At 63.5% G+C, this 14,537-nt stretch carries 8 protein-coding genes; 6 read left to right on the top strand and 2 right to left on the bottom strand.

Going from position 1 to position 14,537, the window contains the following annotated elements; all coding sequences use genetic code 11:
• The first annotated feature begins 171 nt into the window (after positions 1-171).
• The 4 genes from otnK (at position 172) to ACZYOF_RS36875 (ending at position 7,894) form a co-directional block, all read left to right on the top strand.
• Complete coding sequence (gene otnK / locus ACZYOF_RS36890; protein WP_463718838.1) at positions 172-1,449, top strand: 3-oxo-tetronate kinase; 1,278 nt, start codon at positions 172-174, stop codon at positions 1,447-1,449.
• Positions 1,450-1,633: 184 nt separating this feature from the next.
• Positions 1,634-3,325, top strand: a complete 1,692-nt coding sequence (locus ACZYOF_RS36885; RefSeq protein WP_463718837.1) for a methyl-accepting chemotaxis protein — start codon at positions 1,634-1,636, stop codon at positions 3,323-3,325.
• A 203-nt stretch (positions 3,326-3,528) separates the two neighbouring features.
• Positions 3,529-6,708, top strand: coding sequence for an efflux RND transporter permease subunit (locus tag ACZYOF_RS36880; protein WP_463718836.1), 3,180 nt, complete (start codon positions 3,529-3,531; stop codon positions 6,706-6,708).
• Positions 6,698-7,894: an efflux RND transporter periplasmic adaptor subunit gene (locus ACZYOF_RS36875; protein WP_463718835.1), complete on the top strand. Its 1,197-nt coding sequence runs from the start codon at positions 6,698-6,700 to the stop codon at positions 7,892-7,894. Before ACZYOF_RS36880 ends, ACZYOF_RS36875 begins: the two co-directional genes overlap by 11 nt.
• A gap of 108 nt (positions 7,895-8,002) precedes the next feature.
• On the opposite strand, the gene ACZYOF_RS36870 is transcribed toward ACZYOF_RS36875, so the two are convergent.
• Positions 8,003-9,514: an acetyl-CoA acetyltransferase gene (locus ACZYOF_RS36870; protein WP_463718834.1), complete on the bottom strand. Its 1,512-nt coding sequence runs from the start codon at positions 9,512-9,514 to the stop codon at positions 8,003-8,005.
• A 134-nt stretch (positions 9,515-9,648) separates the two neighbouring features.
• On the bottom strand, positions 9,649-10,782 hold the full coding sequence (locus ACZYOF_RS36865; protein WP_463718833.1) for a nitronate monooxygenase: 1,134 nt from the start codon (positions 10,780-10,782) through the stop codon (positions 9,649-9,651).
• Positions 10,783-11,163: 381 nt separating this feature from the next.
• Between ACZYOF_RS36865 and ACZYOF_RS36860 the strand changes: the two genes are divergently transcribed.
• On the top strand, positions 11,164-12,822 hold the full coding sequence (locus ACZYOF_RS36860) for a flavin-containing monooxygenase (RefSeq protein ID WP_463718832.1): 1,659 nt from the start codon (positions 11,164-11,166) through the stop codon (positions 12,820-12,822).
• Between the two features lie 141 nt (positions 12,823-12,963).
• Entirely contained in the window at positions 12,964-13,842 is an 879-nt protein-coding gene (yghU, locus tag ACZYOF_RS36855) for a glutathione-dependent disulfide-bond oxidoreductase (protein WP_463718831.1), read from the top strand.
• The last annotated feature ends 695 nt before the right edge of the window (positions 13,843-14,537 follow it).

The following is a 14,537-nucleotide window of genomic DNA, read 5'->3' as shown; positions in this document are numbered from 1 at the left end:
ACCAGCCGGTGTGATATCTCTCGTCATGGCGTTGCTCTCCTTTGTGGAATCAGCACCCCGAGCCTACCGGCTCAAGGTGGGCAACGCCGACCTCTTCAGTAATTCAACAGAACCCGGGACATCCCCCACCGATGGCCTCGGCTGGTTCAAGCCCTATGCCGGAGCAAAAGCATGACGCTCGCGCTTGGCTGCATCGCCGACGACTACACCGGCGCCTCCGATCTCGCCAACACGTTGACCCGCGCCGGCCTGCGCACGGTGCAGACGATTGGCGTGCCCTCGGACGATCTCGCTCTGCCCGAGGTCGATGCGGTGGTGGTCTCGCTGAAGAGCCGCTCGATCGAGGCGAGCCAGGCGGTCACACGCTCGCGCGCGGCGGAGAAATGGTTGCGTAGCCGCGGCGCGGAGCATGTGCTGTTCAAGATCTGCTCGACCTTCGATTCCACCGACGCCGGCAATATCGGCCCGGTGATGGATGCGCTGCGCGAAGATTCCGGCGACAACATCGTGCTGGTCACGCCGGCATTTCCGGAAACCGGCCGCACTGTATACCAGGGCAATTTGTTTGTCGGCTCGGTGCCGCTGAATGAAAGCCCGCTCAAGGATCATCCGCTCAACCCGATGCATGACTCGAACCTGGTGCGGGTGCTGGCATGCCAGAGCAGCACCAAGGTCGGGCTGGTCGGCCTTGCTACCATTGCGCGTGGCGCCGACGCTGTTCGCGCGCGTCTTGCCGATCTTGCCGCCGGCGGATTTGGCGCCGCCATCATCGATGCTGTGTTCGACCGCGACCTCGGCATCATCGGCACTGTGGCGCTGGATCATCGCGTTTCGGTCGGCGCTTCCGGGATCGGGCTCGGGCTTGCCCGGGCGCTGGTTGACTCGGGCAAAGTCAGGCCGGAGGCCGCGAGCGCGACGGCCGAGGCGCTGGTCGGAGGGCCAGCCGCCTGTCTCGCCGGAAGCTGCTCGCAAGCGACACTGCAGCAGATCGCCAATGCCGAGCGCAGCATGGCCGTACTTCATCTCGATCCCGAGCGGATCGTGACCGGCAAGGATGAAGTCCATCGCGCGCTCGCCTGGGCGCGCGACCGGATCAGCGAAGGGCCGGTGCTGATCGCCAGCAGCGCCACGCCCGACGAAGTCGCAGCTCTGCAGTCCCGTCATGGGCGTGATGCAGCAGGGCATGCCATCGAGCAGGCGATGGCAGATATCGCGGAAGGTCTTGTCGAGGACGGCGTGCGTCGATTGGTTGTCGCCGGCGGTGAGACGTCAGGTGCCGTTGTCGATCGTTTGCGAATCCCGGGTTTCCTCGTTGGCGCCGAGATCGCCGCTGGTGTGCCAGTGCTGCGTGCGGTCGGCGCGAACAAAGGTGAGATGCTGCTTGCCCTGAAATCAGGCAATTTCGGCGGCCCACAATTTTTCTCGGACGCGCTTGCGCTGATGCGCTGATCGCGTGTCGCGTCGTTCATTTGTTAGTGACGGTTTTCGCCTACCGTAACTCTACGGAAGGACAAATTAACGCGACCTCAGAAGTTGCGCGGTTTGATCGCCAGTAAGGCATCCTTCTAGACCAAACCAAAGCACCTTGCATCACCCGACGCGCCCGACACGCGCAACACCAAGAGATTTTCAGATGTTCGCCAAATACTCGATCCGCGCCAAGATCATCACCGTGGTTGCGCTGCTGCTCGTCGCAATGACCGGCATGGGGCTCCTCGCCGTCCGCAACATGCAGGCGATCAATGCCAATACGGTCGACATCACGACGAGCTGGCTGCCGAGCGTCCGGGTGCTCGGCGAGCTTCGCGCCGGTGTCATTACCTACCGCAACGTGATCCGCGAGCATATGCTCTCGGAAACGCTCGAGGAGAAGTTGGCGGCGGAGAAGACCCTGGTCACCGTTGCTGAGGGCGACATAAAGGCCCGCAAGAGCTATGAAGCGATGATCACCTCCCCGGAGGAGCGGGCGCTTTACAATCAATGGTCTGAAACCTGGGATCGATACAAGAAGGGCACCGAAGAGGTGATGGCGCTGTCGCGCAGGGATGTCGGCAAGATCCCGCATGAGGCCCATGAGCTGAACAGCAAGACCGTGAACAAGATCGGGCTCGACGCCGACGCGGTTCTCCTCAAGGACATCGAACTCAACAAGACGGGCGCCGACAAGGCTGCGGAGGACGCCGCCGCCAACTACTCTTCCGCCTTCGCGATACTCGCTTTCATCCTCTTGGCCGCGGTGCTTGTTGGCGCGGTCGTCAGTTTCCTGCTGATCCGCGACGTCTCGGCTGGGATCGCTTCCATCGTCAAGCCGATGCAGGCGCTCGGAAATGGAGACCTGACCGCCGAAGTCCCGCACCAGGGTGAGAAGACCGAAATCGGCACGATGGCCGATGCGCTCCAGGTGTTCAAGGAAGCCCTGATCGCCAAGAGGGCCGCCGACGAGGCTGCAGCCGCCGACGCCGAAGCCAAGATCGAGCGTGGCCGCCGCGTCGACGCCATCACCCGCAATTTCGAGACCATGATCGGCGAGATCGTCCAGACCGTCTCTTCCGCCTCGAGCCAGCTCGAAGCCGCGGCCGGCACGCTCTCCTCGACCGCCACGCGCTCGCAGGAATTGACCACCGCGGTCGCCTCCGCCTCGGAAGAGGCGTCCACCAATGTGCAGTCGGTGGCGTCGGCGACCGAGGAGCTGTCATCCTCCGTCACCGAGATCAGCCGTCAGGTCCAGGAATCGGCGCGGATGGCGGGCGACGCCGTCGGCCAGGCCCGCAGCACCAACGACCGTGTCAGCGAGCTCTCGAAGGCGGCGGCGCGGATCGGCGATGTCGTCGAACTCATCAACACGATCGCGGGCCAGACCAACCTGCTGGCGCTGAACGCGACCATCGAGGCGGCGCGCGCCGGCGAGGCCGGCCGCGGCTTTGCGGTGGTCGCCTCCGAAGTGAAGGCGCTGGCCGAGCAGACCGCGAAAGCCACCGGCGAGATCGGCCAGCAGATCACCGGCATCCAGGCCGCCACCCAGGACTCGGTGAACGCGATCAAGGAAATCAGCAACACCATCGAACGGCTGTCGGAAATCTCCTCGACCATCGCCGCGGCGGTGGAGGAGCAGGGCGCGGCCACCCAGGAAATCTCCCGCAACGTCCAGCAGGCCGCCCAGGGCACCCACCAGGTCTCGGCCAACATTACCGACGTGCAGCGCGGCGCGACCGAGACCGGTTCGGCCTCCACGCAGGTGCTGTCGGCAGCAAAGGCGTTATCCGGCGACAGCAGCCGCCTCAAGGTCGAGGTCAGCAAGTTCCTGGATTCGGTACGGGCGGCTTAATTACTTAATTAGTTGCGATAATTCGCGGCCGCGGTTCACTCCGCGGCCGGTCCGGCCCGGCAGCTATGTCGAGGATGTGAACGCGGATTGCGTCGCGCAAAGTTGGCTTTTGGCCCGTTTTTCGCTAGATCGACGCTTGTGAATTGGCCTGTAGGGGCGCCAATCCCCCGTTCATTTTGCGGGTTCCGGGGAATAACTCGTCAATGGTTGCACTGGTCCGTATCGCGCTGAGCCGGCCGTATACGTTTGTCGTGCTCGCGCTGCTTCTCTTGATTGTCGGACCGCTCGCTGCCCTGCGCACGCCGACCGATATCTTTCCCGACATCCGGATCCCCGTGATCGGGGTGGTCTGGCAGTACACCGGCCTGCCGCCGGACCAGATGTCCGGTCGCATCACCACGCCATTTCAGCGCGCGCTGACGACCACCGTCAACGATATCGAGCATATCGTCGCGAATTCCTACAACGGCTTCGGCATCATCAAGATCTTCTTCCAGCCGAACGTCGACATCCGCACCGCCAACGCCCAGGTCACGGCGATCTCGCAGACGCTCTTGAAGCAGATGCCGCCGGGCGCAACACCGCCTTTGATCCTGAACTACAGTGCCTCCACGGTGCCGATCATCCAGGTCGCGCTGTCAGGTGAGGGGCTGACCGAGCAGAATCTCGCCGATATCGGCATCAACCAGCTCCGCACGCCGCTCGTCACCGTGCCCGGCGCCGCCATACCCTATCCGTTCGGCGGCAAGCAGCGTCAGGTGCAGATCGACCTCAATTCCACGGCGCTGCAGGCGCGCGGCCTGTCGGGGCAGGACGTGGCCAATGCACTCGCTGCACAAAATCTGATCACGCCGGTCGGCACGCAGAAGATCGGTCAGTTCGAATACAACATCCAGCTCAACAACTCGCCGCTCAAGATGGAGGATCTCGGCAATCTGCCGATCAAGACCGTCAACGGCGCCATGGTCTATGTGCGGGACGTCGCCACCGTCCGCGACGGCAACCCGCCGCAGACCAACATCGTCCATGTCGACGGCAACCGCTCGGTGCTGATGATGGTGCTGAAGGCGGGCGCGATCTCGACGCTCGATATCATCGCCGGCATCAAGCAGAAGGTGATTGACGTCAAGGACCAGCTTCCGGACGCGCTGAAGATCGGCTTCATCGGCGACCAGTCGGTTTTCGTCCGCGGCGCCATCACCGGCGTCGCCTTCGAGGGCGTGATTGCCGCATTGCTCACCAGCGTGATGATCCTGTTGTTCCTCGGGAGCTGGCGGTCGACCATCATCATCGCGGTCTCGATCCCGCTGTCGGTGCTCGGCGCCATCATCATGCTGTCGGCGATCGGCGAGACCCTCAACATCATGACGCTCGGCGGATTGGCGCTCGCGGTTGGCATCCTCGTCGATGACGCCACTGTGACGATCGAGAACATCAATTACCATCTGGAGCAGGGCAAGCCGGTCGAACAGTCCATTCTCGACGGCGCCAATCAGATCGTCACGCCGGCATTCGTCTCGCTGCTCTGCATCTGCATCGTGTTCGTGCCGATGTTCTTCCTGACCGGCGTCGCGCGCTTCCTGTTCGTGCCGATGGCGGAAGCGGTGATGTTCGCGATGATCTGGTCGTTCATCCTGTCGCGCACGCTGGTGCCGACGATGGCGAAGTATCTGCTGCAGCCGCATGTGCATCACGACGGAGGGCTGCCGCCGACGCGTAATCCGTTCAAGCTGTTCCAGCGTGGCTTCGAGGCGCGGTTCGAGCGCATCCGGCGCGGCTATCGCGACATGCTGGCGATGGCGCTCGGCCACCGCGCCGTCTTCGTCACCGGATTCCTCGGCTTCGTCGCGGTGTCCATGCTGCTGGTGCCGTTCCTGGGACGCAACTTCTTTCCGGCGGTCGACGCCGGCAACATCCTGATGCACGTCCGCACCCAGGTCGGCACCCGCGTCGAGGAGACCGCCAACCAGCTCGCCGAGGTACAGAAGGCGATCCGCAAGATCATCCCGCCCGAGGAGATCGACACGCTGGCCGACAACATCGGCATGCCGATCTCCGGCATCAACATGACCTACAACAACACCGGCGTCATCGGGCCGCAGGACGGCGACATCCAGGTCAAGCTGAAGGAAGGCCACAGGCCGACCGAGGAACATGTCCAGGCGTTGCGCGAGCAGTTGCCGCGGATGTTCCCCGGCATCAGCTTCGCGTTCCTGCCCGCCGATATCGTCAGCCAGATCCTGAACTTCGGCGCGCCGGCGCCGATCGACCTGCAGATCCGCGGCGCCAATCTCGACGCCAATTTCGCCTATGCCAACAAATTGCTGAGCCGGATCCGCCGCATTCCCGGCATTGCGGACGCGCGCATCCAGCAATCGCCGAACAGCCCCACCTTCAATATCGATGTCGACCGCACCCGCGCGCAATATGTCGGGCTGACCGAGCGCGACGTCACCAACAGCCTCGTCGTCAATCTCGCCGGCAGCTCGCAGGTCGCGCCGACCTATTATCTCAATCCGGACAACGGCGTGTCCTATTCGATCGTGATGCAGACGCCGCAATACCAGATCGACTCGCTGAGCGCGTTGCAGACGCTGCCGATCACCGCGAGCAACAACCCGCAGTCGCCGATCCTGGGCGGCATTGCCGACATCACACGCTCGACCTCGAGCGCGGTCGTTTCTCAATACGACATCCAGTCGATGGTGCAGATCTACGCCACGCCGCAGGGCCGCGACCTCGGCGCTGTTGCCACCGACGTGCGGGCGCTGATCGCCGAGACCGCAAAGGACGTGCCGAAAGGAAGCTCGGTGGTGCTGCTCGGCCAGGTGCAGACCATGAACAGCGCGTTCTCCGGCCTGTTGTTCGGTCTGCTCGGCGCCGTCGTGCTGATCTATCTCTTGATCGTCGTGAACTTCCAATCCTGGTCCGACCCGTTCGTGATCATCACCGCGCTGCCGGCGGCGCTCGCCGGCATCATCTGGATGCTGTTCACCACCCAGACCACGCTGTCGGTGCCGGCGCTGACCGGTGCGATCATGTGCATGGGCGTCGCCACCGCCAACAGCGTGCTCGTCATCAGCTTCGCCCGCGAGCGCTACGAGCAGCTCGGTGATCCCATTGCCGCCGCGCTTGACGCCGGCTTCGTCCGCTTCCGCCCGGTGCTGATGACCGCGCTGGCCATGATCATTGGCATGGCGCCGATGGCGCTGGGCCTGGGCGAGGGTGGCGAGCAGAACGCCCCGCTCGGGCGCGCCGTGATCGGCGGCCTGATCTTTGCAACGTTCGCGACGCTGATGTTTGTTCCCGTCGTCTTTAGTATGGTACACAAGAAACAAGGCGCCAGCGCCGCCGCCGCACCGGAGATGTCGCATGCCCACTGACCAACGCCTGCCGGTCTCGCGCTGGAAACTGGGCATTTTCGGGCTTGCCGCCGGTGTCGGCCTGGTCCTCGTCGTCATCACCGGCATCCGCGCCCGCGAGGAGCAGGGCACCAAGCTCAAGGAATGGACCGATAATCAGGCCATCCCGAGCGTCGCGGTGGCGCCGCCCAGCGCCAAGGTGCTCAACCCCACGATCGACCTGCCGGGCCGGCTGGAGGCCTATTATCGCGCCCCGATCTTCGCCCGCGTATCCGGTTACTTGACGAGCTGGAGCGTCGACATCGGCGCCCGCGTCAAGGCCGGGCAGGTGATCGCCGAAATCGAGGCGCCCGACCTCGACCAGCAATTGCTGCAGGCCAGGGCCGATCTCGCCAGCCAGCAGGCCAGCGCCAAGCTCTCCGAAGCGACGCTGACCCGGCGCAGGTCATTGCTCGCCTCCAACTTCGTCTCGATGCAGGAGATCGACGAGCGCACCGCCGATCTCTCCAACAAGAAAGCCGCCGTCAATTCCGGCCAGGCCAATGTCGAGCGGCTGGAAGCGCTAGCGGGGTACAAGAAGATCACCGCGCCCTTCGACGGCGTTGTCACCGAGCGCAACACCGACGTCGGCGCGCTGATCAATGCCGGGGGCAATGCGGGACCGGCGATGTTCATTGTCTCCGACATCTCCAAGCTGCGCGTCTACGTGAACGTGCCGCAGAATTTCGTGCCGTCGATCAAGATGGGCGCCAAGGCCGTCATCACCTTGCCGGAGTATCCGAACCGCACCTTCACGGCGACGGTGGAGGCCTCCTCGCAGGCGGTCGATGTCAGCTCGGGAACGACGCGCATGCAGCTTGCGCTGGACAATTCGAACGGTGAATTGATGCCCGGCGGCTATGCCAATGTGAAGCTGACGTTGCAGCGCGACACCATTCCGCTGCACATCCCCGCCAGCGCGCTGATCTTCGACAGCAACGGCCTGCGCGTTGCGACCGTCGGCGCTGACGACAAGATCCTGTTCAAGAAGGTGACGATCGCCCGCGACCTCGGCAAGGAGATCGAGATCGCCTCCGGCCTCACCGGTGACGACCGCATCATCATCGCCCCGCCCGACGGCATCAACGACGGCGACCAGGTCCGCGTGGTCGGCGGCGGCGCAAAGAAGCCGACCACGGCCTCCGAAAAGCAGGACGTGAAGGGGTAGCGCGGCTCTCCCCTCGTAGGTTGGGCAAAGCGAAGCGTGCCCACCTTCGCGAGCGGAGTGCGGATGGTGGGCACGCTCCGCTTTGCCCACCCTACGATTTCCGCGATCTTACGTCACCCGCCACTCGGGCACGCCATCATTCGCCATGACGATATCGCCCGTCGTGCCCACCGGCGTGCGCTCCATGCTCAACAGATGCGCCAATGTCTTCGCATCGTTCGCGGGCACGCGGCCGAGCGTGCGGCGGTCGTCTTCGGTGCGCAACATGACAACGCCGTGTTCGACCTCGCCATTGCCGCGGTAGATCACGGTGAAGCTCTCGACTTTGCCCTTGCCGCTGGCCTCAGCGACGAATTCGGGCACCTTGCGGCGGTTGCGGTCGGCTTCTGCCTGCACGCTGGTATCCTGCTTGAGTGCCGTCTTCGGTGCCTCGCGTGACAACACCAGGCCATGATGCTTGGTGACGAAGCCGCCTTGGCCGTAGAGCAGGCCGAGCTTGGCACCGTTGCGGAGCTTGCGCACCATCGCGCAGGCTGCGTGCGTCATGTAGGTGTTGAGCGGCGCGCCGAAGAAGGTGAGCCCGCCGGTGACCGTCGGCTGCACGTCGGGGCCCAGGCCCAGCGTGCGTCGCGCCATCTTGGGCACACAGGGGAAGCAGCTATAGAGCTCGATCGCGTCGAACTTCCTGCCGTCGCCCTCGACGAGGTCCATCACTGCTTTGAGCACCGCGGTCTGCGGATGACTCTCGAAGAACTGGTCGCGCACGAGATAGTCGCGCGGCTCCTCCGCCGACGCACCGCCGAGCGGATAGATTAATCGGTCTTCCGGAATGCCGGCCTCACGCGCCTTGGCGAGACTGGTGAGCAGCAGCGCGCCGCCCATGTTCACGGTCGGATTGGCCACCATCAACTTGGTGTAGGGCCAGGCGATCAGCCGGTTCTCCGGCGTCGGTGTCGTGATCTCCTCGGCCGTGAAGCGCTTCTTCAGCCACGAATTCGGGTTCGAAGCCGCGACGCTTGCATAGGTCGACCACAGCTCGCCGGACTCCGCCAACGCCTCGCGTGGCGTCTGGCCCCAATGCGCCGAGGTGGCGGACTCATAGAGCGGATAGACCGTGATCGGCCTGAACACGCCGAGCTTCACCGCCAGCGGCTTCTGGAACGCGGCGCCGCGTTTCGGCTCCTCGACATCGTGCGCAAACGGCGTCCACGGCAAGGCGATGCCGCCGCGATCCGCCTTGGTTGCGGTGGACTGCGCTTCGGCGCCGCAGATCGCCGCCACGCTGCATTCGCCGCGCGCGATCCGCTGCGCCGCTTCATGCAGATAGCGGATCGGGCTCTCGCCGCCGACCGGGCCGTAATAGAGATGCTTAGGTTTGATGCCGAGGCGTTCGGCGAGCTGTTTCTCCGGATCGCGATAGCGCCAGCTTAAGAAATTGACGACGTCGAGCGACTGGACGTCACCAAGCAGCTTGGCCCCGCTGTCGGCTTCGGCGCGCTTGAGTGCTTCTTCAAGAAGCGCGAGCGGCTCGAGGCCGGCGGCGATGTCCTTCGGACGGTCGACGATCTCGCCGACGCCGACGATGACGGGGATGCGGTCTTCGGGGATGCTGTTGGACATTTCTTGTTGGTTCACTTTCGGACATTGGGCTCGCCGCCCGTTCTACCTGTCATTGCGAGCGAAGCGAAGCAATCCATCTCACAACTTGCGGAAACGTGGATTGCTTCGTCGCTTCGCTCCTCGCAATGACGGCGTTATTCCGCCACCAGCGCATTTATGTGTTCCACCGCCTCGATAAAATCTTCCTTGAACTCCTGTACCACGGCGCCCGCCGATTTCACGCCGTCGATCAGGCCGACGCCCTGGCCGACGAAGTAGCTGACGAGGTCGCGCGCCTTCTCGTTGCCGGCGGCCGCCGAGCGGTCGATCGAGTTGAAGGCGTCGCGGCTGATGATGCTCTGTAGCGGCATCGGCAGCGCGCCAGGGCTGTCGGGTGAGCGGTCCCAGGCATCGGTCCAGACCGAGCGGAGTTGCCGCGCCGGCTTGCCGGTGCGTCCCTTCGAACGCACCGCGTCGCGCGAGGACGCTGCGATCATCTTCTCACGGAAGATTTCCGTGGTCTCGGATTCCACGGTCGCGAGCCACACCGAACCGGTCCAGACGCCGGCCGCGCCCATCGCCATCGCGGCCGCCATCTGGCGCCCGGTCATGATACCGCCCGCGGCCAATACGGGCACATCGCGGATCGGCTTGATCGCCTTGATGACTTCCGGCACCAGCACCATGGTCGAAACTTCGCCGCAATGACCACCCGCCTCGGTGCCCTGCACGACGAGGATATCGACACCGGCCGCGACCTGGCGCAGCGCGTGCTCCTTGGCGCCGACAAGGGCCGCGACCGGCACGTCGTGCTTGCGGCCCATGTCGATCATCTCCTTCGGCGGCACGCCGAGCGCATTCGCGATCAGCTTGATCGGATGCTTGAAGGAGACATCCAGCACTTCGAGCGCGCGCTGTGCATCGAACGGCTGCGGCTGGTTGTCGGCGACATCAGTCGTCGTCAGCTCGATGCCGTATTTCTTCAGGAGATTGCGCGTGAAGTCGCGGTGCGCGGGCGAGACCCGCTGCTCCAGGCTTTTCCAGGTGACGTTCTTCTCGCCAGCGGTCGAGATGTTCTCGGGGATCAGCACGTCGAGCCCATAGGGTTTGCCGTCGACGTGGTCGTCGATCCATTTCAGTTCCTGCTCGATGCTTTCAGGCGAATGCACGGTCGCGCCCAATACGCCAAATCCGCCGGCGTGGCTGACGGCGGCCACCACGTCGCGGCTATGGCTGAAAGCGAGCAGAGGAAATTCGATGCCCAGCATGTCGCAGATCGGCGATTTCATGGCTGCGTTCTCTCTCCCGGTGGCAGCTTCACGCTGCTTTTCTTGCTTTTGAAACGTATGCCTTGGCGGCAACGCTAGCGCATTAGTGGGCCAGTGCAAAGCGCGGCAGCGAGCACCGCCGAAGCAACAAGCGCAACCCTCATCCTGAGGAGCCGCGAAGCGGCGTCTCGAAGGATGGGCCGCGGCCGAGATAGGGGCCTCATGGTTCTCAAGGCGATGCGAAGCATCGTCCGGAGACGGCGCTGCGCGCCTCCTCACCATGAGGGCGAAAGCAGCGTTCCACGGGACAGAATATCACCGCGCGCTTTGTCTCTTGCGCTTTGGCGCTTCGCGGAGAATGCTGGCCGGTAACGAAAAGAATATTCAAGGGAGCCCGCGTCCATGTCCGCTTTGCCATCCGCTTCCGCAACTCCTGCCGCGCACTACGACGTCGTCGTGGTCGGCGCCGGCTTCGCCGGCATGTACATGCTGCACCGGTTGCGCGGTCTCGGCTTTTCGGCGCGGGTCTATGAACAGGGCAGCGGTGTCGGCGGCACCTGGTACTGGAACCGCTATCCCGGCGCGCGCTGCGACGTCGAGAGCATGCAGTATTCCTATTCGTTCTCCGAGGAGTTGCAGCAGGAGTGGGATTGGAGCGAGCGCTACGCGCCGCAGCCGGAGATTCTGCAATACGCCAACCATGTCGCCGACCGCTTCAACCTGCGTTCTGACATCCAGTTCGATACCCGCGTCGATGCGGCCGCGGTCGACGAGACCAGCAAGCTCTGGTCGGTGACCACCTCCGACGGTAAGACCGTCACCGCCAAATTCGTGGTGCTTGCCACCGGCTGCCTGTCGAATGCGCGCAAGCCCGACATCAAGGGCCTCGATCGGTTCAAGGGCCAAGTCTATCACACCGGCCATTGGCCGCATGATCAGGTGGATTTCACCGGCTTGCGCGTCGGCGTGATCGGCACCGGTTCATCCGGGATACAGTCGATACCTGTCATCGCCGAGCAGGCGCGCCATCTCACCGTGTTCCAGCGCACCGCGAATTTCTCGATCCCCGCGCGCAATGCCAAGCTGCTAGATGAGGAACGCGCATGGTTTCGCGCGAACTATCCGGAGATCCGGCGCGTGGAGCGGGAAGTGGCGCGCAACGGCATCTATACCGACCTGCCTGATCGTGGCGCGCTCGATGATGGCGACAGCGAACGTCGCGCCCGCTACGAGGCGCGCTGGCAGCGCGGCGGGCTCACGTTCATGTCGGCCTACAACAATCTCGCCCTGGAGCAGGCCGCGAACGATACCGCTGCGAACTTCGTGCGGGAAAAGATCGCGGAGATCGTCAAGGATCCCGGGGCCGCCAAGCTGCTGCAGCCGAACAGCCACCCGATCGGCTCCAAGCGGATCTGCGTCGACACCGATTATTTCGCGACCTTCAACCGGCCCAATGTGACGCTGGTCGACATCAGGAGCAATCCGATCGAGGAGATCACGGAAGGCGCCGTGCGCACCACGGCAGGCGAATATCAGCTCGATGCGCTGGTGCTGGCGACCGGCTTCGACGCGATGACGGGATCGGTGGCAAAAATCGACATTCGCGGCCGTGACGGATTGACGTTGAACCGGAAATGGGCGGAGGGACCGCGCACCTATCTCGGCCTGATGAGCGCCGGCTTTCCGAACCTCTTCATCATCACCGGTCCCGGCAGTCCGTCCGTGCTGTCGAACATGATCGTCTCGATCGAGCAGCATGTCGACTGGATCAGCGATTGCCTCGACCATATGCGAGAGCGTGAACTCGACACGATGGAGGCGACCAGGGAGGCCGAGGATAAATGGGTGGCGCACGTCAACGAGGTTGCCCACACCACGCTCTATCCGCAGGCCAATTCCTGGTACATGGGCGCCAACATTCCCGGCAAGCCGCGGATCTTCATGCCCTATATCGGCGGCGTCGGAGCCTACAGGCAGATCTGCGACGAGGTCGCGGCGAAGGACTATGACGGCTTTGCGATGACAGGCGTGGAACGGCGGCAGCGGGCGGCCGCATCCTGAATCCACTTTCGTAGGGTGGGCAAAGCGAAGCGTGCCCACCATATCCAATGCACTTATGGATGGTGGGCACGGCGCATGCGCGTCTTTGCCCACCCTATGCCTTGCGCTAATACTCGCGCCTTCCGCGCTGGAGCCTGATCAATGACCGATGCACCCGCTTATGAGCCGCCGAAAGTCTGGACCTGGAACAAGGAGAATGGCGGCCGCTTCGCCAGCATCAACCGTCCGATCGCCGGGCCTACGCATGAGAAAGAACTTCCCGTAGGAAAGCATCCGCTGCAACTTTATTCTCTGGCGACGCCAAACGGCCAGAAAGCCACGATCATGCTGGAAGAGCTGCTCGCGCTCGGCCATTCCGGCGCCGAGTATGACGCCTGGCTGATCAGGATCGATGGCAACCAGTTCGGCAGCGGCTTTGTTGCGGTCAATCCGAATTCCAAGATCCCGGCGCTGCTGGACCGCAGCGGGCCGGAACCGATCCGCGTGTTCGAGTCCGGCGCGATCCTGATGCACCTTGCCGAGAAGTTCGGTGCATTCCTGCCGACCGGTGGCCAGGCTCGCGCCGAGTGCCTGTCATGGCTGTTCTGGCAGATGGGCAGCGCGCCGTTTCTTGGCGGCGGCTTCGGCCACTTCTATGCCTATGCGCCAACCAAAATCGAATATGCCATCGACCGCTATGCGATGGAGGTGAAGCGTCAACTCGATGTGCTGGATCGTCGTCTGGCGGACAACGAATATCTATCCGGTAGCGAATACACGATCGCCGACATCGCGGTCTGGCCGTGGTACGGCGGGCTGGTGAAAGGCCTGCTCTATGGCGCAGGCGAATTCCTGTCGGTGCAAGAATACAAGAACGTGCAGCGCTGGACCGACCAGATCGCAAAGCGTCCGGCCGTGAAGCGCGGCCGCATCGTCAACCGCATCTCGGGCGATCCCGCGAGCCAATTGCACGAGCGCCACGACGCCAGCGATTTCGAGACCAGGACGCAGGACAAGATTGGGGCGGCTGCGGCATCGTAACCGCCGTATGGCGGACTAGCGAAGCGTAATCCGCCATAGGCCTGCGCCACGAACACCGCCGTCATTCCGGGGCGTCCGAAGGACGAACCCGGAATCCATCGGGCCGCAGGCGCACGTGGAGAAATGGATTCCGGGCTCGATGCTGCGCATCGCCCCGGAATGACGGTCTCCGTCATTGCGAGCGAAGCGAAGCAATCCACGCCTCCACAAGCGGCGCTATGGATTGCTTCGCTCCGCTCGCAATGACGATGTGGCGGCTTTCGGTGCGACATAACAACCCGACGGGCAAATCAGCCGAAAGCCTGTCCATCCCTCGCGCAAAAAACATTCTGCTTCCGTCGTCGGGCAAATCAGTGATTTAACTCCGCGCGTCTCACGGCGGATGAGGGGCGGCTCGCGATCGTCACGAACGTTGCGGTGAGATGCGGTGGACGCGATGCGTGCGACTGACGAGCGCATGTAACGCGGACGGCGAAGTCGTGTGGTCCTGGCGCCCCGACGCTGGCGCTAAGTTTTTCGTGCGAACTTTCTTCGCGCGAGAAGTGACGGTGGCAAAAAAGCCCGGTCAGGTAGTGTGCGGAAGGTTCTGCAAAAGCTGAGAGGCTGAAGCGGTCATGGTAAGTCCGGTGATTGCGAAGATCACCGCTCATAGAGGAGCTTGGACCCGCCATGACCGTGACGAAGATTAGGACGGA

It is taken from the genome of Bradyrhizobium sp. LeoA1Lang, from assembly GCF_055413685.1.
This window is presented reverse-complemented; position numbering and strand designations above follow the sequence as displayed.

What these genes read in the sequence shown, in the direction of transcription:
- otnK (WP_463718838.1), top strand. Translation starts at nt 172, where the DNA reads ATGACGCTCGCGCTTGGCTGCATCGCCGACGACTACACCGGCGCCTCC.
- ACZYOF_RS36885 (WP_463718837.1), top strand. Translation starts at nt 1,634, where the DNA reads ATGTTCGCCAAATACTCGATCCGCGCCAAGATCATCACCGTGGTTGCG.
- ACZYOF_RS36880 (WP_463718836.1), top strand. Translation starts at nt 3,529, where the DNA reads ATGGTTGCACTGGTCCGTATCGCGCTGAGCCGGCCGTATACGTTTGTC.
- ACZYOF_RS36875 (WP_463718835.1), top strand. Translation starts at nt 6,698, where the DNA reads ATGCCCACTGACCAACGCCTGCCGGTCTCGCGCTGGAAACTGGGCATT.
- ACZYOF_RS36870 (WP_463718834.1), bottom strand. Translation starts at nt 9,514, where the DNA reads ATGTCCAACAGCATCCCCGAAGACCGCATCCCCGTCATCGTCGGCGTC.
- ACZYOF_RS36865 (WP_463718833.1), bottom strand. Translation starts at nt 10,782, where the DNA reads ATGAAATCGCCGATCTGCGACATGCTGGGCATCGAATTTCCTCTGCTC.
- ACZYOF_RS36860 (WP_463718832.1), top strand. Translation starts at nt 11,164, where the DNA reads ATGTCCGCTTTGCCATCCGCTTCCGCAACTCCTGCCGCGCACTACGAC.
- yghU (WP_463718831.1), top strand. Translation starts at nt 12,964, where the DNA reads ATGACCGATGCACCCGCTTATGAGCCGCCGAAAGTCTGGACCTGGAAC.